This is a genomic window from Mordavella massiliensis (assembly GCF_016901695.1).
GTDB lineage: Bacteria > Bacillota > Clostridia > Lachnospirales > Lachnospiraceae > Claveliimonas > Claveliimonas massiliensis_A.
Map to the genome: position 1 here is coordinate 1 of NZ_JACJKS010000024.1, position 23,882 is coordinate 23,882.

General features: G+C 44.2%; 21 protein-coding genes and 3 pseudogenes. 6 read left to right on the forward strand and 18 right to left on the reverse strand.

Features of this window, described 5'->3' with window-relative positions; genetic code table 11:
- From H6A20_RS11995 to H6A20_RS12020, 6 genes and pseudogenes are all read right to left on the reverse strand, one after another.
- A pseudogene (locus H6A20_RS11995) lies at positions 1-121 on the reverse strand (hypothetical protein); the annotation flags it as partial.
- On the reverse strand, positions 121-372 hold the full coding sequence (locus H6A20_RS12000) for a transposase (RefSeq protein ID WP_243426216.1): 252 nt from the start codon (positions 370-372) through the stop codon (positions 121-123). The pseudogene H6A20_RS11995 and the gene H6A20_RS12000, both read right to left, overlap by 1 nt.
- A gap of 202 nt (positions 373-574) precedes the next feature.
- Positions 575-3,034 carry a glycoside hydrolase family 3 protein gene (locus H6A20_RS12005; protein WP_204907358.1) on the reverse strand — a complete coding sequence of 820 codons (2,460 nt, stop codon included), beginning with the start codon at positions 3,032-3,034 and terminating at the stop codon, positions 575-577.
- An 84-nt stretch (positions 3,035-3,118) separates the two neighbouring features.
- Positions 3,119-3,964 (reverse strand): carbohydrate ABC transporter permease, encoded by an 846-nt coding sequence (locus tag H6A20_RS12010; protein WP_204907359.1) that lies wholly within the window; start codon positions 3,962-3,964, stop codon positions 3,119-3,121.
- Positions 3,964-4,929, reverse strand: a complete 966-nt coding sequence (locus H6A20_RS12015; protein WP_204907360.1) for a carbohydrate ABC transporter permease — start codon at positions 4,927-4,929, stop codon at positions 3,964-3,966. The genes H6A20_RS12010 and H6A20_RS12015 overlap by 1 nt, the downstream gene beginning before the upstream one ends.
- A 67-nt stretch (positions 4,930-4,996) precedes the next feature.
- A complete protein-coding gene (locus H6A20_RS12020; protein ID WP_204907361.1) occupies positions 4,997-6,379 on the reverse strand; it encodes a carbohydrate ABC transporter substrate-binding protein in 1,383 nt (460 codons plus the stop codon).
- Positions 6,380-6,625: 246 nt separating this feature from the next.
- On the opposite strand from H6A20_RS12020, the gene H6A20_RS12025 reads away from it, so the two are divergent.
- Positions 6,626-9,337 carry a GH36-type glycosyl hydrolase domain-containing protein gene (locus H6A20_RS12025; RefSeq protein ID WP_338106707.1) on the forward strand — a complete coding sequence of 904 codons (2,712 nt, stop codon included), beginning with the start codon at positions 6,626-6,628 and terminating at the stop codon, positions 9,335-9,337.
- Positions 9,338-9,357: 20 nt separating this feature from the next.
- The gene (locus H6A20_RS12030) at positions 9,358-11,769 is read left to right on the forward strand and encodes a glycoside hydrolase family 94 protein (protein ID WP_204907362.1); all 2,412 of its coding nucleotides are present in this window, start codon (positions 9,358-9,360) and stop codon (positions 11,767-11,769) included.
- Positions 11,770-11,833: 64 nt separating this feature from the next.
- Here the strand turns inward: H6A20_RS12030 and H6A20_RS12035 are convergent, their stop codons facing one another.
- From H6A20_RS12035 to H6A20_RS12065, 8 genes and pseudogenes are all read right to left on the reverse strand, one after another.
- Positions 11,834-12,664, reverse strand: a complete 831-nt coding sequence (locus H6A20_RS12035) for a helix-turn-helix domain-containing protein (RefSeq protein WP_338106709.1) — start codon at positions 12,662-12,664, stop codon at positions 11,834-11,836.
- 455 nt (positions 12,665-13,119) lie between these two features.
- Positions 13,120-13,926 (reverse strand): class I SAM-dependent methyltransferase, encoded by an 807-nt coding sequence (locus H6A20_RS12040; RefSeq protein ID WP_204907363.1) that lies wholly within the window; start codon positions 13,924-13,926, stop codon positions 13,120-13,122.
- A gap of 24 nt (positions 13,927-13,950) precedes the next feature.
- Entirely contained in the window at positions 13,951-14,766 is an 816-nt protein-coding gene (locus H6A20_RS12045; RefSeq protein WP_204907364.1) for a class I SAM-dependent methyltransferase, read from the reverse strand.
- Complete coding sequence (locus tag H6A20_RS13775; RefSeq protein WP_275952136.1) at positions 14,766-14,897, reverse strand: hypothetical protein; 132 nt, start codon at positions 14,895-14,897, stop codon at positions 14,766-14,768. Before H6A20_RS13775 ends, H6A20_RS12045 begins: the two co-directional genes overlap by 1 nt.
- Positions 14,890-15,159 carry a hypothetical protein gene (locus H6A20_RS12050; RefSeq protein ID WP_243426217.1) on the reverse strand — a complete coding sequence of 90 codons (270 nt, stop codon included), beginning with the start codon at positions 15,157-15,159 and terminating at the stop codon, positions 14,890-14,892. The genes H6A20_RS13775 and H6A20_RS12050 overlap by 8 nt, the downstream gene beginning before the upstream one ends.
- Positions 15,156-16,010, reverse strand: coding sequence for a class I SAM-dependent methyltransferase (locus H6A20_RS12055; RefSeq protein WP_204907365.1), 855 nt, complete (start codon positions 16,008-16,010; stop codon positions 15,156-15,158). Before H6A20_RS12055 ends, H6A20_RS12050 begins: the two co-directional genes overlap by 4 nt.
- A 118-nt stretch (positions 16,011-16,128) precedes the next feature.
- Positions 16,129-16,485 (reverse strand): annotated as a pseudogene (locus H6A20_RS12060) (ATP-binding cassette domain-containing protein); the annotation flags it as partial.
- Between the two features lie 705 nt (positions 16,486-17,190).
- Positions 17,191-18,237, reverse strand: a complete 1,047-nt coding sequence (locus H6A20_RS12065) for a Fic family protein (RefSeq protein WP_243426218.1) — start codon at positions 18,235-18,237, stop codon at positions 17,191-17,193.
- Positions 18,238-18,529: 292 nt separating this feature from the next.
- On the opposite strand from H6A20_RS12065, the gene H6A20_RS12070 reads away from it, so the two are divergent.
- Positions 18,530-18,697, forward strand: coding sequence for a hypothetical protein (locus tag H6A20_RS12070; RefSeq protein WP_204907367.1), 168 nt, complete (start codon positions 18,530-18,532; stop codon positions 18,695-18,697).
- 9 nt (positions 18,698-18,706) lie between these two features.
- On the forward strand, positions 18,707-19,252 hold the full coding sequence (locus H6A20_RS12075) for an IS1634 family transposase (protein WP_204907368.1): 546 nt from the start codon (positions 18,707-18,709) through the stop codon (positions 19,250-19,252).
- 29 nt (positions 19,253-19,281) lie between these two features.
- Here H6A20_RS12075 and H6A20_RS12080 read toward each other — a convergent pair whose 3' ends face one another.
- The 3 genes and pseudogenes from H6A20_RS12080 to H6A20_RS12090 form a co-directional block, all read right to left on the reverse strand.
- Entirely contained in the window at positions 19,282-20,361 is a 1,080-nt protein-coding gene (locus H6A20_RS12080; protein WP_204907369.1) for a HigA family addiction module antitoxin, read from the reverse strand.
- On the reverse strand, positions 20,354-20,713 hold the full coding sequence (locus H6A20_RS13780; protein ID WP_070089512.1) for a type II toxin-antitoxin system RelE/ParE family toxin: 360 nt from the start codon (positions 20,711-20,713) through the stop codon (positions 20,354-20,356). Before H6A20_RS13780 ends, H6A20_RS12080 begins: the two co-directional genes overlap by 8 nt.
- 90 nt (positions 20,714-20,803) lie before the next feature.
- A pseudogene (locus H6A20_RS12090) lies at positions 20,804-21,286 on the reverse strand (VirB4-like conjugal transfer ATPase, CD1110 family); the annotation flags it as partial.
- An 80-nt stretch (positions 21,287-21,366) separates the two neighbouring features.
- Here H6A20_RS12090 and H6A20_RS12095 point away from each other — a divergent pair.
- Together H6A20_RS12095 and H6A20_RS13620 are read left to right on the forward strand one after the other, a co-directional pair.
- Positions 21,367-22,878 carry a tyrosine-type recombinase/integrase gene (locus H6A20_RS12095; protein ID WP_204907370.1) on the forward strand — a complete coding sequence of 504 codons (1,512 nt, stop codon included), beginning with the start codon at positions 21,367-21,369 and terminating at the stop codon, positions 22,876-22,878.
- Positions 22,865-23,140: a DUF6262 family protein gene (locus tag H6A20_RS13620; RefSeq protein WP_242972614.1), complete on the forward strand. Its 276-nt coding sequence runs from the start codon at positions 22,865-22,867 to the stop codon at positions 23,138-23,140. The genes H6A20_RS12095 and H6A20_RS13620 overlap by 14 nt, the downstream gene beginning before the upstream one ends.
- 514 nt (positions 23,141-23,654) lie before the next feature.
- Here the strand turns inward: H6A20_RS13620 and H6A20_RS12105 are convergent.
- The coding region (locus tag H6A20_RS12105) for an LPXTG cell wall anchor domain-containing protein (protein ID WP_204907371.1) at positions 23,655-23,882 on the reverse strand (228 nt) is incomplete at its 5' end.

The window sequence follows — 23,882 nt, forward strand, 5'->3', positions numbered from 1 at the left end:
TATCTCCAAAGTGTCCTTCTGTCTGGATCGATCGTGTCTGGCGTTTCAGGATCCCTTCTTCACTCTGGATATTCGCATTGGATTCCTCCCGCAGCGCTTCCCACCGTTCATTGATCTTCATTACTTTATTGCGGTCTGGATTCTTCCCCGCATGTTTGCGTAGGTAACGACAGCATACAGCATGATTGGGTTAAACCCGGTTCTTCCCTTATCTGAATAACAGGCAAGCAGGCCTGAAAAATCTAATTCCTCCATCACTTTTTTCAGGGTATAGACTGGATCGTCATCGGGTAAACTCAATTCGAAGAAACTGAAGTTAATTTTTTGTTGCCCAATTTCAAAAAAGTCGTTATAATAATCTTGTTTTAGCATAGTTCCATTATAACATGGAACGGAGAGAAAGATGGTTGTCGTTAGCCATCTTTTTCTCTTTTTACAGGATAAATTTCAGGGGCAGTTGTGACTCAAGTGAGTCACAACTGCCCCTGTTTTGGACTATCTATTTCCCGACAGCCCCTTTTTTATCGCCGCTTTATATTTTTATGCGACCGGTTAAGGAAACCCTGTACATCTCCTATTTCTTCTCATCCAGTTTTTTCACCAGGCTGATCACTCTTCCCGCACTCATTCGAATCTTGTTTTCCGACAAGCGTCCCTCTTCCAATGCCCGGCGTATATCTACGTCATCGTTCATATTTCCCGGCATGATCACATCATTTCCTGCCGCAGCACACTGCCAGGGAATCGTTCCGTCTTCCGGAACTGTGGTGTTCCAGTCAGACATGATCAGTCCCTGGAATCCCCACTCTTCTCTTGCTACCGTCGTACACAGCTCGTAATTTGCAGCTGCATGTACTCCATTTACGAGATTGTAAGAAGTCATTATGGCCAGTGGACTGCTTTTCTTTACCGCGATTTCAAATCCTCTCAGATAGATTTCCCGGAGTGCTTTTTCCGATACCCGCGAATCCACACCCATCCGGTTATCTTCCTGATTGTTGCAGGCGAAATGTTTGATCGTGACTGCGCATCCTGACATGCTCTGGACTCCATCTGTAACTGCGGCGGCAACCAGCCCCGACACCAACGGATCCTCGGAATAGTACTCGAAATTTCTGCCGCACAGAGGATTCCGGTGAATATTCAATCCCGGCGCCAGCCAGAGATCTACATAATATTCCCGCATTTCTTCCGCAACAGCCCGCCCGAATTCCTCGATCAATTCCAGATTCCAGGTCTGGGCCAGCGCCGTTCCTACCGGAAACGCTGTGCAGAACTGATAATAGGTATCCGCATCTTCATGGTACTCCATGGGTTCCAGAAAACCGTTTTCCAGCGTCCCCAGCACGCCCACGCCATACACGGTATCGGTTTTGCGATCAACCTGATAACACTGCCGTAGTCTTAAGCCTGCCGGACCGTCTGCCATAATCAACGAACGGATTCCCGCAGACTTCTCCAACTCCTCCGATGTCTCGCCCGCAGAACCTGGGACGCGGGTTCCTGCAGATCCCAACGTACTTGTTCCTTTTGTAACATTGCCATACAACAGCGGGATCAGATCCTCCGTCCGGTAAGTTTCATCCGCCAAAGCACATTCTTGTTGTGTAATCACCTCTTTTACCGGAAGAAATCCGTACTCCGGGAGGTTCAACTGTTTTCCAACTCTTGTCCATTGTTCTGCCCTCGCTTTCAGGCTCTCTGGAGGCAGTAATTCTCCATAATCCGTCTCTTTTTCACCGATAGGATACGTTTTACAAAGCATAGCCTCTTTCTCAACAACAAGGAACGCCTGCTGCTTCCTATCTGCGGAACTTTTTCCCGTCCATATGCCATAATATCCTGCCTCTACAATCCACCCCTGCGCCTTCTTAGAAAATACCGCCAGCTGGCTTTGATCTACCTCTACCGTAAGCTCCTGACACTCTCCGGGGGCCAGCACATCTGTTTTCGCGAATCCGGCCAGTCTCTGATATTCTCTTGCCTCCCCGTTCTGAGGAAGGGTGATGTAGATCTGGACTATTTCTTTTCCTGGATAATTCATTCCTGTATTCTTTATTCTTACCTTGGCTCTGATCTTTCCATCTGATATTTCAATATCCAGAAACTCCGTATCAAACTCTGTATAAGAAAGTCCATATCCAAAAGGAAATAATGGTTCTACCTCAAAGCTGTCAAAATACCGGTATCCGACATAAATACCTTCTTTATATTCTTCTTTTTCCAGATCTCCATTCAGATAACTGTATGAATCCGAATACGGATAATCGGAGTAACGTCTGGCCCAGGTGGACGTCAGTCTGCCAGACGGGCTGATCTTGCCAAAAAGAATATCCGCTACTGCATGTCCGGCTTCCTGCCCGGGCTGTGAAACATTCAAGACTGCCTTAATGCATACTGCTTCCTCCAGAATATCTGTGATTTCCACCGGACCGCCTGCATTAATAATCAAAACCGTCGGAATATGACATCTGTTCAGGAACAGCAGATCTTCCTTTTCCTTCCCGCTAAGGTAATAGTCGCCTTCCTGAAGTCTTCTGTCCTTTCCCTCTCCCGCAATCCTGCTGACCACATAGATCGCAGCAGACGCTCCGGACAGGTCGCTCTCCAAAATATCTCTGCCCTCCGGCATCATAAAGGGATGTGCAGCGTAAGCATCAAAATGATTTTCCACATGTCTGGCTGCTTCAAGAATCACTTCTTTCCATGTGTTTCTGGCATCACTGTAACGCTTCTGATAATCCTCAATCCATGATGTACTCGTAATGGTCGCCCCTGCTTCCATAAGCCCTTCATATATGGATACCGTCTTTCTGTTGTTCACATCTCCGGAGCCGATACCTCCCTTTATGGTCTTTCCCGCACCGCCGCCGAACAGGGCAATCGGATCCGAGATCCGAAGGGGCAGAATTCCTTCGTTTTTCAGTAAAACGCAGCCTTCTGCCGCTGCCCTTCGCGCTAGTTTTCCATGTTCGATTTCCTTAGAGGACGGCGTATCTGTCAGCCTTCCACTGTGTTTCCATTGCTGTATCATCGTTTTCTCCTTTTCTGACAATTACATACGAAAACCGTCATAGGTGAATCTGTACACGCGCAGATTCTTCTATGACGGTATTTCTTATTCTTTTACACCACCCAGTGTAATTCCTGCAATGATGTATTTTGACAGGAACAGATATACGATAATGATCGGGACGATAGCCACCATGATCATGGTATATATCTTACCCATATCAAAATTCATGTAGTCTGCTCCTCGTAATGTGGCGATCAGGATAGGAACTGTCATTTTGTCCTTCGACTGAATTACCAGTGCCGGAACAAAGTAATTATTCCATGCTCCCACGAATGTGAAAATTGCCTGCACCGCAATTGCCGGTTTCATAATCGGCAATACAATCCGGTTAAATGTCATGAATTCACCGGAGCCGTCAATCCTGGCAGCTTCTACCAGTGACAGAGGCAGTGAGGACTGCAGATAGCTGTACATGAAATAGAACACTGCAGGAGATGCGATGGACGGGATGATCAACGGAAGAAGAGAATCATACATTCCCATATTGGTGATCAATCTCAGGAATCCCATCGCCGTTACCTGTGTCGGCATTACAAGAATTGCCATAATAAATGTAAATGCAATTTTCTTACCCTTAAAATCATACGCATATAATCCATAAGCTGTCAATGAAGAAAAGTATGTACACAGTGCAGCCGTACTGGTAGAAACGATCAGACTGTTAACTATACCTTTAAACATCGGAAAGCTTCCGTCATTCGCTACATTCTTCAGATTTTCCAGCAGATAACTGCCCGGAAGTGCGGAAAATCCTTTTTGCAGATCCGCATGGGAGCGTGTAGCATTAATAATCAGAATGTAAAAGAAAAACAGGCATAAAAATGATAACAATATCAATACCAGATATGCCACGATTGTTCTCAAACGAGGCGTTTTTTGAGATTTCATTACCGAACTCCCCCTTTCTTTGCCTGTTTTTTCGCTGCCTTTCTTGCAGCCTTTTTCGCCGCTTCCTCCTCATTTCCGTTAGTCATTCTATAAACAAAGAAACACAGGATACCGCTGACGATGAACAGATATACAGATAATGCTCCCGCCATTCCATAGTTCTTGCTCTTCAGATGACTGTTCAGGAACATAATCAGAGTCATTGAAGTACGGTCCGGATTACCTTGTCCGTTTGTCAGAATCTGCGGCACATCGAACATCTGTAATCCACCGATAATGGATGTGATCAGCGTATACGCCAGGATCGGACGAATCAGAGGAAGTGTAATATAAAAGAATCTCTTAATTCCGGTACATCCATCTAACTCACAGGCTTCAAATACATCCGGGCTGATACCCATGATAGCAGCCATCAGCATAATGGTTGTATTTCCAAACCACATCAGAAAATTCATCAATCCGATCAATGATCTGGTTCCAAATACAGTTCCCATGAAATCAATCGGTTTTTCAATCAGGTCAGCTGATGTCAGAATGGAATTAATCGGTCCATTTGTAGAAAAAAGCGCGAAAAACAACATTGCAAATGCTGATGCCATGATCAGATTTGGCAAATAGATTACAACCTTAAAAAACTGCTTGCCTCGGATCTTCATCCTTATATCGGTAAACCAGTTTGCCAGCAACAGCGCTATAACAATCTGAGGAATGAACCCAATCACCCATAAAATGATGGTATTTCCTGTATAATCAAGCATATCCGACTGAAGAAGACTGACATAATTCTCCATTCCGATAAAATTCGGTCCTATTGCTTTAATTCCCGAACGGTAATATTCGAAAAAACTATAACGCACCGTATCAACCAGCGGAATCAGAGAGAAAATGAAATAACAGAGGAAAAACGGTATGATAAATACGTATCCCCATTTCGCGTAACTGACGCTTTTTGATTTCTTTTTCATAAACTACTGTTCCTTTCTATTCGTCAGCTGCCGTATGAGGTCTCTTCATACGGCAGCCGTTTCAAACTTATTCCGGCCATGCAACTTCTGTAATGTCCGGATATCTTTCGATAATTGCTGTTTCAAAATTAGATTTTGCTTTGTCATAATCAACATTTCCCTGGAAGTAATCGCTGAAAGAATTCTGGATCAGCTCTACACAACCCTGATCATATGCGGAAAGCGGAGCAATCTGAATGTTCTCTGCTACCGGTGCAAAATATTCATACGGATTCTGTCCGCCCAGAAATTCAGAAGCAAATTCCGGATCTTTTGCAGCTTCCTGCATTCCGCTTACTGTATTGGTAAAATCAAGATAATCCTTGGAAATTTTGATCAGGTTATCTTTATCTGCTGTAAGAGACAGGATAATGTCTTTTACATGTTCTGGATTGTCGGTACCGGTGCAGGCATGGATATAAGATCCGCCCCAGTTATATTCCTGCGGAGGATTGGTAACCGCCCATGCCCCATCTTCTCCGTCCCAGTTCGGGCTAAGGGTAAAATCAATTCCCCATGCAGGAAGCAGGAAAGCAAATACTTTAGAAGATGAACTCATGGATTTATTCCAGTCATCATTCCACTGGCCTTTTACAGTCTTGTCCAAATATCCTGCATCCAGCCATTCTTTTGAAGCATCAACCCAGTCCATGATGTTCTGATTTATATTGATTACTGTTTCACCGGATTCCACCCATGGCTCATCAATGCTGTTGCCATAGAGACGGAATGTATCTGCGTAAGATGCGAAAGTATAATATCCTTTTGCTTTCAATTCTTCTGCTGTTGCTGCAAGAGTATCCCAGTCTTTTACTTTCTCTCCTACTGTCGCCGGATCATCGGTTCCAAAAACATCTTTCGCAATGTCTCTTCTATATACAAGAAGTCCCGGACAGCACTGCCAGGTGGATCCTCTCTGTACACCATTCAGATCCGAAGCGGTTGTCTTCGTAAATTCATACTGGTCTGCCAGATCTGTATCCGGATCAATTCCCAGATCTTCCAGCGGCATTGCTACATCAGCATCGGCATCCGTGTACTTATATACATAATCCGTCTCTGAAAGAAAAATATCAATTTTATCATCTGCTGCAGCATCAGCCTGATTCAACAATGCTTCATCCAATTTCTGTTGATATACACCATCTTGATTCGGATTGATGATCCAGTGAATCTCTGTTCCATCCTTAAGAGTTGTTACCGTTCCATCATCAGATGTACTTTCAACCTCCGGATAAATTGCTTCCAGACGTGTGCGGAATTCGTCATTCCAGCTATAAATATTGATAACTTTTCCTTCTTCCCCGGATGCTGCTGTGTCGGAACCCGAATCAGAGCTTCCGCCGCAGCCAGCCAGCATTCCTACAACAGCTGTTGCTGTTAAAAGAGATGCAATTACTTTCTTTCTCATTGTTTATTCCTCCTATATCATATTTCCGGCAGGACCTCCTCCCGCCTGTGTTGTGATGATTATATCCCAATCTCCCGAATTCGATATATTATAGATTTTCTGCAAAATATCAGATCCATGACACATCTTAGAAAACAGACGATTTCATGTCATGATTCTGATATTTTTATCCCTTTTTCTGATTTTTAGCATATGAGATTTTCTATATAATGCATAGCATAAAATAAATATAGAGAGAAAGGAGTCATGAAATTGAAGCATACGCAATTTACGGATAATAACGGAAGCTTCTCTGTAGAACATCCTGAGAATACAAGTTATCTTTACTTTCCACTGGCTTCGGAAAAAGGATTAAAAAGCTGTGTCACGCCTATCCTCGGAGGCGATTCCAAACTCGATCAGGAAACCTTCCTGCTTGAACCGGTCAGTTCAGAAAACCTGCACAGCAACCGCGCCACCAGGAATTTCTGGCTGAAATCTGACGACGGCAGAATTACTTCCATTACAGGCGCCTCTGATGAACAGGAAAGTAGAAAATTCACACCTGATCAGGAAAAATGTATTTTACACGCCGGCTTCATGTGGCACTGCCTGGAACGGACCTCTTCTGCCCCGGCGCTGAAATTAAGAATCGTTTCTTTTGTTCCCTGGAACAATAACGTGGAGATCATGCATATTGCCATACAGAACCAATCCGAGAAAGTGCAGAATCTCACTCCATATGCCGCAATTCCCATCTACGGCAGAAGCGCTGACAATCTAAGAGATCATAGAAATGTCACTTCCATGCTCCACCGAATCGAAACAGAAGCAAACGGAATCACAGTCTGCCCTACCATGTCCTTCGATGAGCGGGGACATCGTAAGAACCACACCGTTTACTATGTATATGGTTTCAGTTCCCTTGGACAAAAGCCGGAAAGATTTTATCCCACTGTAGAAGAATTTATCGGAGAAGGGGGAAGTTACACTCATCCGCGTGCTGTCTATGAGTCCTTTAACGGTGTTCCCTGCGGAACTTCTGTCGCCGGCAAAGAAGCCATCGGCGCTTTTGCTTTCCCGGAGATCTCCCTTGACCCAGGACAGGGAATCCAATACGCCATATTACTGGGCGCCGATACAGACCGGGATGAAATCCGGAAAATATATGAAGAATATTCATCTGTCGAAAAGATACAGGCTGCTTTGGACGAAACCATCCGATACTGGGCAGAAAAGGTAAACGTTACATTCCATACCGGGAACCCGGACCAGGATATGTTTATGAAATGGGTCTGCTTCCAGCCTTATCTGCGCAGGATCTACGGATGTTCCTTCCTTCCGCACCATGATTACGGCCGCGGTGGACGGGGATGGAGGGATCTCTGGCAGGACTGCCTGTCTCTTCTCCTCATGGATCCGCAGAACGTAGGTAAAATGATTGAGAATAATTACGGAGGCGTCCGGATCGATGGAACCAATGCCACTATCATTGGAAATGGAGAAGGCAACTTTATCGCTGACCGCAACAACATCACCCGTGTCTGGATGGACCATGCTCTCTGGCCTTTGATCACTACCCAGCTGTATATCGATCAGACAGGTGATATTGATATCCTTAACCGGAAAGTTCCTTATTTTAAAGATGCACAGACAGAACGCGGCAGGCTTCGGGATCAACTGTGGTCTTCAGAACAGGGAAACAAGCAGATGACTCAGGCCGATGTCATCTATAAAGGAAGCATTCTGGAACATCTGCTCATCCAGCAGCTGAGCGCCTTCTACGAAATAGGTGAGCATAATATCTACCGGCTCCGTGACGCCGACTGGAATGACGCCCTGGATATGGCGCCGGACCGCGGAGAAAGCGTGGCCTTTACCTGTGCTTATGCCGGCAACCTGCGTAATCTGGCACGTATGATACGACTCCTGGAAGCATACTCCGGCCAGAGCGAAACCGAACTTCTGTATGAGATCCAGATTCTTCTTGGCCATGATCGCGCGCTGTATGACAACATTTCCAGAAAATCAGAGATTCTCCATAAATATGTCAAAAGTTGCCGTCATACTATCAGCGGTCAACGTTTCCTTATCTCCTACGCATCACTAGCATCCGATCTGGAACTGAAAGCCGAATGGCTGACCGAACATATCCGGAATCAGGAGTGGATCTGCGGACAGGAAAATGAGGGCTGGTTCAACAGTTATTACGACAATCATGGACAGGCTGTAGAACGATACTCGAAAAAACCGGGAGATGTCCGCATGATGCTCACCGGACAGGTGTTCGCCATCATGGGACAAGTGGCGTCTCCACAGCAGATCCGGCAAATCGTTACCAGCGCTGACAGATATCTGTACCGAAAAGACATCGGAGGTTACCGTCTGAATACCGATTTTCAGGAACTGAAATTTGACATGGGGCGTATGTTCGGCTTCGCCTATGGAGAAAAAGAAAATGGCGCGGTCTTTTCCCATATGACGGTGATGTTCGCATACGCACTTTATCAGCGCGGTTTTGCCCGGGAAGGCTGGAAAGCACTGCGCACACTCGCCGATACGGCTCTGGATTTTGACACCAGTCATATCTATCCTGGTATTCCGGAATATTTCCGTTCTGATGGCCGGGGAATGTATCATTACCTTACTGGTGCCGCCAGCTGGTTCATGCTGACCATGATCACGCAGGTGTTCGGCGTCCGCGGTGAAGCAGGAAATCTTCTGATGGAGCCAAAACTGACCTCAGAACAGTTCGACGAAACCGGAACAGCCTCCGTACAGCTGACTTTTGCAGGCAAAGAGTTCACCGTCACCTATATTAATTCGGAGCACAAAGAATACGGAAACTACATAACAGGTTCTGCAACGTGCAATCAGGAGTACCTGAAAATCGACAGCCCAAACTATACAATGTTGTCGCGGGAAACCATTATAGCTCTTCCTTCCCGGAACAATCACATTGTAATTCACTTAGTTTAAAAAAGGACAGGTATAATAATATGAAATATGGATATTTTGACGACAAAAACAGAGAATACGTGATCGATCACCCGGACACCCCGGCTCCCTGGGTAAACTATCTTGGTTCTCCCCAGTATGGTGCGATCATTTCCAATAACGCTGGTGGCTATAGCTTCGCCAAATCCGGTGCCAACGGACGGATCCTTCGCTATATCTTTAATCAGTTTGATCAGCCGGGGCGCTACCTCTATATTCGGGATAATGATTCCCGCGATTACTGGTCTGCCTCCTGGCAACCGGTTGGTAAAGACCTGGAGCATTACCAGAGCAAATGCTGCCACGGGATGGGCTATACGCGGATGCTTGCCGACTATTCCGGCATCCATTCCGAGGCATGTTACTATGTCCCCCTGGGAGAAACATACGAGGTCTGGGCTCTTACAGTGAAGAACTGTTCCGAAGCAACACGAAATCTTACACTGACCGGATATGCGGAATTTACCAATCACAGTAATTATGAACAGGATCAGGTGAATCTCCAGTATTCTCTGTTCATCACCCGCACCCTCTTCGAGGGAAACCGGATTATACAGCAGATTCACGGTAATCTTGACGCCTTGCATGACGATGAAAAAGTAGATGACAAACAGGTCACCGAGCGGTTCTTCGGTCTGGCCGGAAGGGAAGTATCTTCCTACTGCGGAGATAAAAGCGCTTTCCTTGGCCCCTATCACGGATATGGCGACCCTGTCGGCGTCACTTCCGGCCAACTGGAAAATACGCTTAGTAACAGCGGAAATTCCTGTGGCGCTCTTTCCTGTACCGTCTCCCTTGCTCCGGAAGAATCTAAGACCATACTCTTTATTCTGGGCATGAAATCTTCCGATGAAGCCGCCAGAATCCTTTCCTCATATACGGATCCATCTGTGCAACTTGAAGCGGAAATCGACGCATTAAAAGAAGACTGGTATGAAAAACTGGATCACCTTCAGATCCATACCCCTGACCCGGCATTCAATACGATGATTAACACATGGAATGCCTACAACTGCTTTATCACCTTTGTCTGGTCAAGGGCCGCATCTTTCGTATATTGCGGACTTAGAAACGGATATGGTTACCGGGACACCGTCCAGGATATCCAGGGAATCATTCATCTGGATCCTGAAATGGCCTGTGACAAAATCCGTTTTATGCTTTCTGCTCAAGTCGATAACGGCGGCGGACTTCCACTTGTAAAATTCCATCACAATCCGGGACATGAAGATACGCCGGATGATGCTTCCTACGTACAGGCAACCGGACATCCTGCCTATCGGGCAGACGATGCTCTCTGGCTCTTCCCAACTGTATACAAATATATTGCCGAAACCGGTAATACGGCATTTCTGAATGAGATCATTCCTTTCGCAAACCAGGATGAAGGTACCGTATACGAACATCTGAAGAGAGCCATTCAGTTCTCACTGGATCATCTGGGACCTCACGGCATGCCTGCAGGACTCTATGCCGACTGGAACGACTGTCTCAGACTTGGAGCAGATGGGGAATCTACATTTGTAGCAATGCAGTTCTATTATGCGTTATTAATTTCAAAGGAATTCGCGGTGTACAAAAACGACACGGAATACAGTCTGTGGCTTGATGACCAGATTAAAGATATGAAAGAAAAGATTCAGACTCTCTGCTGGGATACAGACAGATTTATCCGGGGGTACACAGAAACAGGCGAACGTATCGGCGCACCGGAAGATCCGGAGGCCAACATGTGGCTGAATCCTCAGAGCTGGTCTGTCATCAGCCGTTTTGCAAATGATGCCCAGGCAGATGCCGCTCTGGAAAATGTATATAACCGGCTGAACACAGAATATGGCGCGATCCTGATGGATCCTCCGTATCATGAACACGCCTTTACCGGCGCTCTCGCAGTGATCTATAATCAAGGTACCAAAGAAAACGCCGGCATCTTCTCTCAGTCACAAGGATGGCTGATCCTTGCAGAAGCTCTCCGCGGGCATGGAGAACGTGCATTTAACTACTTCCTGGAAAATGCTCCTTCTGCCCAGAATGACCGGGCAGAGATTCGGCAACTGGAGCCTTACTGCTACGGCCAGTTCACCGAAGGCCGAGCCAGCGTACATTTTGGCCGTTCTCACGTCCACTGGCTGACAGGAACCGCTTCCACTGTAATGGTCGGCTGTGTAGAAGGTATTCTAGGTCTGCGTCCAGATCTGGAAGGACTACGAATCGCACCGGCAATTCCAAAATCCTGGTCCTCCTTTGAGCTTGAAAAGGACTTCCGGGGCAGACATTTGCACATCCGTGTAGAAAACCCGGAGCACCGGGAATCCGGTTTTACACGCCTGCTGTTGAATGGCCAGGAACTTACAGATAACTACATTCCTGAAAAACTTCTGGAACCTCAGAATGACATTTTGCTTACTTTATAGCTTTTCATAATGAAGCCGGGATACTGCTGCATCCCGGCTTCCCTCCATTATACATATAACCTCTTTATTCTGTCTTTGATACTTCTTCCAGATCCCACTGGACCATATAATACTCATCCCGATATTTCTTTGGCGTAATTCCCTCCACTTCACGAAACTGTTGAATAAAATGACTTTGAGAGGAAAAAGACAGCCGGTTTGCTATCTGGATCATGGAATAGTCACTGAACCTCAACAGGTTTTTTGCCATTTCAATCTTTCTTTTCCGGATATATGAGCTGACAGATACGCCTACTTCTTTTTTAAAGAGCCTAGATAAATAGCTTGCAGATACACCCAGTACATCTGCGAGATCCTCTATTGTGATCCTTTCTTTAATATGCGAATATATGTATTCCTTACAGGCATTAATATGCTTTGAATTAGTATCGCTTCGGAAATATTTCCGCATTTTTTCTGTATAATCCATCACCATCGCATCATGAAGCCTGTGTACCTCTTCTTCTGTATCGATATCATCCAACTTCTGAATATAAAAATCGCTCAGGCGAAAAGCCTGTTCCAGTTCCATTCCGTGTTCCCTGCACATTCTGGTAATCATGGCGGTCGTGATTACAAAATGATACTTAAGGTTTGTCACCGGATCTTTAGAAAGTATCCCCACTCCTTTATCAGACATAAACCTTTCCTGTTCACAATTCTGTTTCACCTTGTCAATATCACCAGTGGCCACCGCACGATAGAAGAGAAACTCTTCCGTAGGCTCTCTGTGTTCCATCTCATCAATATCGTCTGTTGCCTCTATCAGAACCCATTCATGTTTATAGCTCATTCGTATTTCCTCTCTTCTCCCTTTCAATGCATAAACAATATTCTCAATATCAAATACCGCCACTTATTGTACTCTTCTGCGATTATTATACCTTATCTCTTTCCGTCTGTCACTGACATGGATATAATTATTTGCCGCACAAAATAACAGAGCCGGGACTCCATTCAAGCATGGATTCCCGACTCTATCGATTTATTTTCGAATATTTCCACTTTCACCCGAACCTCTTAAAATAATATTCTCTACAGACTTTGTAACATTCTCTCATAGCTGTTTTTCTGATATACTTTTACATAATCAATGTAATAGGCTGCATTTTCAATATCGGTATCCGGGCGTGCCATTGGTGTCAGGCACTGTGAACGGCACTGCATACTAAACAAAATAGCACCATACAAAAAATACATATTTAGAGCTTATTAAGATAATGATTATTGTATATCAAATATTATTTACTCCTTTCTCAAGCGTTGATTTATTTCTTTGCACTTGCAAAAATTATTTTGTGTTAAAAAATCTTAGGTTTTTAAGCAAATCATCTTTACCATTTTGAATTGATCAGAAACCGCCATACTGACCTTTGTGGAGAGCTTTAAGCCGTTTTTAGGAATGTAACGATAATAAGGTTCCTCCGCAATCACCTTCACATTACCCCTGATCTTTGCTGCCAGTTCTTTTGCTGCATCCACATAAAAGAACATCTGCGCATCGGCATGGCCTACCTGCTTCATGTACTTCTTTTGCATCATAGCCATGCCTTTTTTGTTCACGGTATCAAAAACAACTTCCATATTTCCAAATTGCCCAATCATACGCAAAAGGGAAATGACCTTATTTTCCTCAAAATAATGGAATAATCCACCTGCAGTAACGAGAATAGGAGCATCGGGAAATTCTGTACGAACTTGTCTGATCCAGTCTTCGGAAAAGGCATCTCCTGCAAGATAGGTTTCTCGTTCCAATTCCGGGAGCAGTTCCCTCCGGTAGTCAATGACATGAGGCAGATCCACGGCATACCAGTGTGTCCTTCTGTTATCACAGCGGTAATAGGTTGTCTCCAGCCCACAGCCCAGCTGGACAATCACACCGTTCGGTCTGCGTTCCAAAAAAGACTGAATAAACCGATCCATATTGGCAGATCGGGAGGCAGAGGCCAAAAGGGTATACTGGTTCTGCTTATTCTGCTCAATCAAGTCCGAGGGCAGCTTATTTTTCAATTCCAATGCTTTTTTATCATATAAAATTTGCGGGCAGTGCTCACTGGCATAGATTCTGCCCAGCATAGGGACAAACAGGGTATCCTCCACGACTCCTAATGTTTGCATAACCAGTCCTCCTTTATAGTGAGATTATTTCCGGCCTACCAGGAGTCTGGAAGATCCCAGCATCATCATAGCTGCTCGGCGGTGTGAGCCGAACGCCTCTTGTGCAGTATCAATGAGACGAACATCCTGATACCCCATATCCCTCAGTTTCTGCGCAAAATCTTCCATATCACCGTACAGCTTTGGCTTCATATCATCGTTGAGTGCAAAGGCACCGCCTTTTTTCAATACCCGCAGACTTTCCAGCAGCAGTTTCTGCATATCAGCACCCATAACATTGTGATAGACATAGTTGCTGATGACCACATCAAAGCTCTCATCAGGAAAATCCAGCTGCTTCGCATCACCGTGCTGAAATACACAGCGGGAAGCCACGCCCTCACTGGCAGCATTTTTCTCGCAGATCGCCTTGCTGTAATTGTACACAGCTCCCCAGTAATCAACACCAATCACTTTTGCTTTTGGCCATGTCAGAGCCGCACGGATTGCCAGTGCTCCGGAGCCACAGCCGACTTCCAAGAGACTGCCCTGGCCGTCATAGTCCAGATGAGAGAGAACGACCCGGTGAACCTGTTCCATGATTCCGCCGCCGCCAAAGGCATACTGGCGCCTGATCCATGTGATCCAGACCAGCAGGGCCATCAGCGCCGCCGCAACAACAGAGAACAGAACACCGAGAACCGTGATGTGGAACACCGAAAAAGAGAGTACGGCCAAAACCACGGCCAGAGCCGTGATGCCGCCGATAATATAGAACACGGGATTGGACATCCAGCTTCCGTAGTCTTCCCCGTGAGTTCCAAGTCGAATATTCTCCTGTTTTAATTCTTTCTTGTTCATTACATTATCTCCTCTATATTAATAATCTCATCAACAATACTCCTATCCCTGCCTGCACCGCCGCCATCAGGGGACACAGGAGCAATGGCCATTGCAACAGATGCTCCGGCAATGCGTAGCTTTTCATCCACACTTTGAACCCATAGCCAGGGTGCCGCCTTCCACCATGCTGACTGCCCCGTAGAGCAAGAGGGGCAGAAGTTCCCCAAAAAAGATCCATAGCCAGTAAAAGCGATTCTCCGCTTTTGAGGGCGGTTCCGGCGCACTCCTGATAATGGCAGGCGGGTAGCTGGGAAACATCAGTCTGGGATTGTACAGTGCTACGGCAGCAGCAAATAAATTAAAATAGGCTGCCATGGCAAATCCGTCTAATATCGTTCGCATCCAGTTCATCCAGATTCCTCCTTAAAACGCACTCGCACAATCTGCAAATGCAGCGGTCCGTCGGCGATTTTAGCCAGAAGGCGGTGAATGGATCTTACCCCCGGTCCCTCCAGTTTCTGATAGCCCTGCATATACCCGCAGCTGGAAACAGAGAGCAATGGTGACCAGCTCTCCAGCTCTCCTTTGGCATCCTTTACGGAGAAATATGCACCGACATCCTTGATCCCCGCCTGTTTTACCCAGGTTTTCAGCATTAGTTTGACAGCGGTTTTGCCTGCTGCATCAAAAACCAGACGTCCTCCCGGAAAGTGTTCGGCCATTGCCTTAACCAACTGCTTCATCTGGTTTGTAGTAAAATAGTAGAATACACCGGCGGCAAACAGTACTGCACCATTCTCAGGATCAAACCGTACAGCTTTCATCCAGCTCAGATCTGTTAAATCACAAGCCAGATTTTCTTCCCGCTCTCCGGCAGGAAGCAATTGATTCCGCAGCGCAATCACATCCGGCAGGTCAATATTCCAGATATGGCACTGACCGTTGTCGCACATTCGTCCGGTGTTGTCCAATCCGCAGCCAAGATTAATGACTGCGGCGTTTGGATGTTGATAGAGATAGTCCCGTATCTCCCATGCAAGATCATTTTGGCGCATGGCTACTTCCAATGCACCAAAGCTATGCATGATACTTTCCGATTGTTTTTCTAATGTAGAAAAGTCATAATCCACTTTTTTTATCAACTCGCCGGCTGTTTCATCCTGAAACAATCCGGGAAATTTCTGCGAACAGAGCCATCGGGCGTATAGTGGAATGATCAATGTTTCCTGTAATGAATTCTTTTTGATTGTTGATTTGTTCATAATCTGCCTCTTCGGGTTAGTTATCTCTAACCTTTTTTATTTATTTTAACAGATTTAAAAATCTTTTTCTACTCAAATTGCTCTTTCAATTCCTATAAGATATTTTTCAGAGGCTTCTTCACTCAAGTTTCCAGCTCTGATTTTCTGTCTGTAGTTTTACCATATTAGCATACACACCATTTTTTTCTGCCAGTTCCTTTGGCGATCCTTCTTCTGCCACGGTGCCATCAGAAAGGACAACGATCTTATCTGCTCCGGCTACGGTACGCATCCTGTGGGCGATAACCAGAACGGTTTTATCTGCGATCAGACGGGAAAGGGCTGTCTGTATCAGGGTTTCATTTTCCACATCCAGGGAAGCAGTAGCTTCATCCAGAAGAATAATCGGCGCATTTTTCAGAAATGCACGGGCAATAGAGATGCGCTGGCGCTCTCCGCCGGAAAGTTCACAGCCGTTCTCTCCGATATTGGTATACGAGAAGCGGAGTACCCCCTCAAATATGCCAGCAAAAGGACGAAATAAACTTCAAAAAAATGCCTTTTACTCGGTAACATTCGCCCATTCGATTAGCAAGGTTTTTTGCATGATTTTTCGGCAAATTAGCAGGAGAGGCAGTTTGATTAGCAAAAATCGAAAATTTTCTGCTAATCATTAGCAAGCTAATCGGTGACAAAAATCAATCGTTCGAGTTCACCATGGTCACTTCCGATTAGCAAAAATGCTTCCTGCTAATCGCTGTTTGCTATTTGTTCTATTTTCCTCGGAAAATAGAAAACGCCGAAAACCTTGAAAAATCAACGTTTTCGGCGGAATTTTGGCGTCGCTAAGAGGATTTGAACCTCCGACCTACCGCTTAGGAGAGCTCTGTGGTTCTGTCAATCCCTGTCAAGAACTGATATGTTTAGCCCTTTATTATCAAGGACTTTTTTTATTTTCGAATCAAATTCTGGTAATCTGAACACCCTTTCTGTCAAGACCAGATAAGACCTGAAAATTAGCAGATTCTTTGCAGCTGCTAACATCCGGGGAAAGCTCTGTTGTTACTGACAGATATCATCTTCCGGCTACCATCCCCTTACAAGCGGGAATGATAAACAATATTCAATTGACCAGATTTCTATTATTACTATACAACGTTGTTGTTGATTTGTCTATGGTGTTTCGACCACGACAGCCGATTTAAATACGAACATATCCAGTTGCCGGCCCGGCACCTACTTTTGCGATATATCCACTTTTAACCAGTTCCGTCAGGGTCCTTTCTACAGTTACCTTGCTTATATCCGGACATAACTCCATGATTTCTTTTTTGGTAATTTTTCCTACCTTATTATCAATCACTGCCTTTATACGATCCGGCTTTGAAAGGCTTCTGTTTTTCAGGTGCTCTACACGCCCCTCAAACTCACTGTATGCTTTCAGTATAATTCCCAGATAATATTTTACAAATGGCTCATAACTGTTTTCATTTTCGTGCCATCCATTGGAACTTTCCTGTAATGCCTCATAATAAGTTTCTTTTGTCTTTTCAATCAGCATTTCAACACTGACATACTTTCCGACAATATAGCCGGCTTTATAAAACAAAAGAAGTGTTAACAGGCGGCTCATTCGCCCATTTCCATCATTAAATGGATGGATACACAGAAAGTCAAGAATAAACATAGGGATAAGAATCAACTTATCTATTCGATCTGCTTCCCATGCTTCCAGAAAATTTATACAAAGTTCATTCATAGCTTCTGGAGTCTGAAATGCCGGCACCGGGATAAAACGCGCTTTCTGATGACCTTCTGCATCTGTTTCTGCAATTACATTATCCGAATTTTTATAATTTCCACCAGCATTTCCTCCGGAATATGAGTATAAATCCCGATGCAATTGTAAAATAATATTGGGTCTCGGATTAATATACTCATAACTTTCATGGATAGTGGCAAGAACTTCCCGGTATCCGGATATTTCCTGTTCAGACCGGTTACGTGGTTCGGCTTTCTGTCTTACTAATTCTTCCAAACGTTTGTCGGTAGTATAAATACCTTCAATCCTGTTAGAAGCCCCTGTACTTTGAATCAAAGCAACTTCCAGCAGAGTTTTCAATTCGTCTATATTGGCTTCAAGGAACAATTCCTGCTTACCTTTATGCTCATGAATGCTTCCGACCATCTGAACAATTTCAGGTTTTAGCAATTGCTCCGGAGTTTTTATATAATCAAAACTTCTCATCGAAATCTCCTTCATTTTAATATTATCTCCATCATTTTACCATCAAATGACGGTGATATCAATTAGCATGATGGAGATATATTTTTAACATTCCTTTTAACGAAACCCATTTTTTCACTAAAATTACACTATTTTTTCACTATTTTTCATTACTTCATTGTCTCGGTAGTTTGACAGTCCAATCTCATTCTGATTCCCTTAAATCCAGTAATGGCTTTATTTTTTTGTCAATTTTCTATTTTTACTTACACGTTCCATTCCATTCCACTATAATATATACAGGAGGTGGCTTATGAGATTAGGATGGACAACCGGAAAATATTCAACTACCTACAGGGCTGTAAAGACTGTGAGAATTAATGGAAAAAACAAGACACAAATTGTTAAGTCATTTGGTTCCGAAAAATACATACGTGAAACATATGGTGTATCTGATGCCAAGGCATGGGCAAAAGAATAAGTCCGACTGATGAATGAGGCAGAAAAAGAAGATTCTGCAAAATTCAACATTGAACTCTGTGCCGGAACGGACCTTGTCATGGACGAACAGAGACGCTTCAATGGAGGTTATCTTTTTCTTCAGGACATTTATTATGAACTCGGCTTACACAAAATATGCCGCGCAATCTCCAGCAGGCATCTTTTTGAGTATGACCTCAATGATATTCTCTCTCGTCTTATCTATACGAGGATTCTCTATCCTTCCTCAAAAAAGAGCAGTTTCCATGAATCCAAAAGATTCATAGAACAGCCCTCGTTTGAGCTTCATGACATTTATCGCGCACTGTCTGTCATTGCTGAAGAGTCAGATTATATCCAGAGCCGTCTCTTTAAGAACAGTACCGCCATCCAGAAACGCAATACACAAGTAATCTACTATGATTGCACGAACTTCTATTTTGAAATCGATGCTGCCGAGGACGACAAGCAGTTTGGCAAAAGTAAGGAAAATAGGCCGTTGCCAATCGTAGGCATGGGACTTTTCATGGATATGGACGGCATCTATCGTGGATAACGGTAGACGACCTCAAGTTACATACTTCTTTATGATGTTATTACTTTGTATTTGTGTTTTAATGCTTTTGACAGTACAACATTTGTAAATGGAACAATCTGATCATTTTGCAAGCGGCCAAGGACAATACCCGGATCTCTGTCAATTCTTTCAGCAAATCTGCGGATAGCATTTTCGCTAAACTCATTCATTTTAACGAAAGCCTCATATTCTCCCGGAGGAATCAATTTGTCTTCCGCATATTTATCTGCTGCATCCTCCTGGCCAGCGTGCTCATTTTCAAACGTAATTCCATAATCACCATTAATAATATGGCCAATCTCATGGAACAGAGTAAACCAAAATGTATCTGAATAGAAACGTCTGTCATTCACCATCAGCATTACATTCTGCCCAATCTTCTTGGTTGCACCATTTATTCCTGAACCCGGAAGATTTGGAAGTATTACGAATATTACTCCCGCATCTTCAAAGGCCTTCCTAATCAGTGGATAAAAATCACCATGCTGTGTTGTTAATGTCAATGCATAATCAACAGCTTTTTCAAACTTCTTTTTGTCAAACTTAGGTGCTTCTATCTTCAGTGCCTGATTAATTGCGATCTGAACCATTGCATTTGCTCTGGCAGTATTAGCCTCTTTCATATCCTCAGATGCACTTCGGAAACTAACTGCCATATTTTGCTTTGTAAAAACAGATAATGATGCAACATTTAAAAATTCACGTAGGCACTTAATCTGCTCATTTGTTTTTCTCGGAAGATCAGGCAATCCAAAATTCTCTCTGAAATATGTGTACTGAAAGTACTTGAAAATTCTTCTTTCCTGCTCTAATTCCTTGGATGATTCAAACTCAGCAATCAAAGCGTCATAGCTCTTCTGAAGATTCAGCCAGTAGTCAACACTAGTCCCTAACATTCGAGATAATTTCATGGCTATATCGATTGATAAGCTTTGCTCCCCACGTACCAGAATACTTAAATTCTTTGGCGTGGTATCTAATCGTTTTGCAAAATCTTTCTGAGAAAGTCCACTTTCTTCAATGATTTCTTTGATATAGTATCCAGGATGAAAAGCAATCTTATCATTATATTCAATATAATTACTCATAATGGTTACTTACCTCCTTTACTTCAACAATTCTAACCACACCAGCAATTTCATCAATATTACAAGGATCATAAGGTTCTTCATTCTCATCTAATGGCTGAATAATAATACGCCATGGATCTCTTCTCGTTTTTACATCTATAGCAAAAAATCCATCCATATTGCCACTCAACTTATGAAAATGAAACGTCGGCATCATTACTATATCCTTAATTACACTCGCCTGCTGCATAGCATTTATTCGGGCAAATAGGCTGGTTGCTAATGCAGCATTCCCGCCAAACAACTTTTTTGCAGTTTTTAAATCGGTACATTGTTTCTGAACTTTGCTGTTATTGTATAGTAGCTGCACGTTTGCCCTCCTTTTCAAATTACCCGTTGGGTAATCTAAATATACCATCAGGAGAGGCTCTAGTCAATAATTCACACACTCTTTTCACAATTATTCTTCCATTTCCTTCTGCTTTCTGGCTTCAACCTCCTCCGGCTTAGTAGTCATGAGTGAGTAAAGCTTCAATGTCTTATCGAACTTATCCTTGAACGGAATGATAGTGCTTCCATAGAACAAAAGTCCTTCACCTTCACCACTGTTGGTTACATAGGATAACTGATAAGGTGAGATATTAAGCTGCTTTGCAAGGATCTGTCTGTCACCTGCAGCCTGGTTGAGCATCAGGATAAAATCGCTGTTCTCAAAGATATTCTCAATCTCTCGGCTGGCAAGTAAGTCCTTAATATTCTGTGTGATACCAGTAGGAATACCTCCCCATTTACGGAATCTCTTCCAGATCTCAACGGAGTAAGCTGCCGTCTGCTCTTCCTTCAGAAGTAGATGGAACTCATCGATGTAGTATCTGGTCGATTTGTGGGTGTTACGGTTAATGGTTACTCTGTTCCAAACCTGATCCTGAACAATCAGCATGCCAAAGAAAATTGAAAAAGCAAGCGAGGAATACTTCAGCCGGCACAGTCTGGCGGCTTGCATGAAAAGAGGTGAAAAGACAGATGGATAACCGGATTTATTTATGGGATTTATATGACGAGGCAGAGAAAGCGAAATTCTTGAAAAAGCAGATCAACAAAAATCCATATTACGACTTAGAACCGATACCGGCATCAAAGCTGCGTGAGGAAATAACGGATTTTATAAAGTGGCGAAGCACGCAGGTCTGTTTAACGAGGCTGTATAACGACCTGCAGCAGTTCAAAAAGGTGTGCCGGTTTTTACAGGATACTGCCAAACCCGGTTCGAGCCTGCATGACATAAGTGCAGAGGCATGGATAAAGCGGTTTAAAATATGGATGTTCAAGGAACAGATGCCTTTATATAAAAGACAGACCGCCATCAACGGAAACACCTTAATGGTAAAGGCTCGGGAAATATCCTACCTTGAACGCATGTTGAAATTCCTCTCAACGGATAACCGCCAGGAAGAAGAAAAGGATATCTGGGAGCTTGATAAGCTCGGCATCGAGTTCAGAGCCAATCCGATCAAGAGAGTCCGAACCTTAAACTTCACAAAGATATCGCAGGACGGTATCCGGCAGGAAGTGAAAAAAGGCATCTACCTCAACCTGCAAAGCGAAGCCATCGCCTGCGTGATAAAAGAACTGACAGCAGTGCGGAGGTTGTCACGGTATCTTGAAGAACGGCAGCCAGACATCCAGTCCTGCAAGGACATCAGCCGCAAGGTGGTTGAAGAATATCTTACCTACCTCAAAACAGAGGCAACGGAAACCAAACATTTCCATGCAGACCTAAACCGCCTGCGCTGCCTGCTGGAAAGCATCGGTCAGATGTGTGATTATCCGAATTTAATCGGGCTGTTTCTTACAAGAGATATTCCGCAGACGCCGAAAGCAGCCTTCAAAACTTATTCGGACGAAGAACTCAAGCGCCTCAACCGGGAGATTGTCAAGCTGGATGAGCAGACTGCAAGGCTGATGATTATCCATCAAATGCTCGGCACACGAATCTCTGATACACTGACGCTCGCTCCCGACTGCCTGTCGGAAAAAAACGGTGAAATCATTATCCGAATCCGGCAAATGAAAACAAAGCCTTATGAAAAACCAATCAGTGCAGAGCTTGCAGCTTTAATCCAAATGGCAATTGATTATACCAAAGAAAAATACGGGGATACCCCTTACATCTTCGTGGATGATAAAGATACAGCACACGCTATGCCATATACCAAAGTGCAATATCGAGTCACGGCGATGATTTACGACAAGGACTTAAGGGATGACAACGGTGAGCTCTTCGGATTCAGCACACATATCTACCGGCATTATTACGGCGTAAAGCTGACAGAAATGCATCTGGATGATTGGACTATCGCCAAGTTGCTGGGACACAGCAGTGTCCGGAATGTAAAATACTATCGCAAGATGAGCAATCAACTACTTGCCGATGAAACCCGAAAGGCACGGCAGAAGCTCTCGGCGATAATATTAAACAACTTAGACGGATGGGAGGATGAATATGAGCAAATACGAAAAGATGGTCGCCTGTAACCGAAAGAGCAGTGCGGACAAGATTGAACTTGCTAAAAAGACAATCTTTAAAATGCTGGATGAGGGAGAGAAAATAACGATTCCGAAGCTGATTGCTAAGACAGGATTGTCGAGAGGATTTTTTTACAAGAACCCCATTGTACGAAGCACACTGGACAAGGCACTTGAACAGCAGGTCGGAATGACTGATCCCCGAAAGAACATTCTCGATATGGCGATGGACAACGAAATCGTTGTATCATTCTTCATATTATGTCCGTAAATCACAGTATGCCGGTCTGAAAAATCTGCGCTGTTGCGGTAGTCCATAAAAATGGTCCCTGCCGTGTTCCAAGAGCCGTCCAGCAGGCGACGAAGGTAGTAGCTGTTATCCTCGCTCTGCGCCACCGGATAGTTTATCTTGGTATCGGGGCAGTGCAGCCATGCGATGATGTCCTTGTTTTCTGTCTGTAAAACCTCAAAATCTACTATGATCGGCGCAGTTTCCTGTACAGATTCTTGTTCCGACTGGTTGCTTTCAGCGTCCTGTGGAAGTTTCATTACTGCTTCCTTCGTAAGTGAATCGTTCAAATTTTGGCTTTCCAGCATTTCCAGCAAATACCCTGAAATTTTATAAATAGATAAAGCCGCAATTATCAGGCATACCGCCACAATTATAATTTTTTTCATTGTTAATAGTTCCATCGCTTAAATTAGCACAAAAAAGACGGTGGCGGTTTTTAAGCCGTCACCGCCTGTAACTGATGTTGTCAATGAGATGAAATCTCAATCATCTGTTATTTAGCATGCAGTTTTTTTCTTTTGCTGTAAACCGCCATACCTATAACACCGCCGCAGGAGGCCAACATTAGACCAATCCACAGCATCATATTGCTGCTGTCCCCGGTCTGGGGGCTTTCTATTTGCTCAGAAGGCTTGCCCTGCTGTTCGGGTTTGGCTGGGTCGGTTGGGTCAGCCGGGTCAGCGGGGTCTGTCGGGGTGGTCGGGTCAGTCGGCCCAGCCGG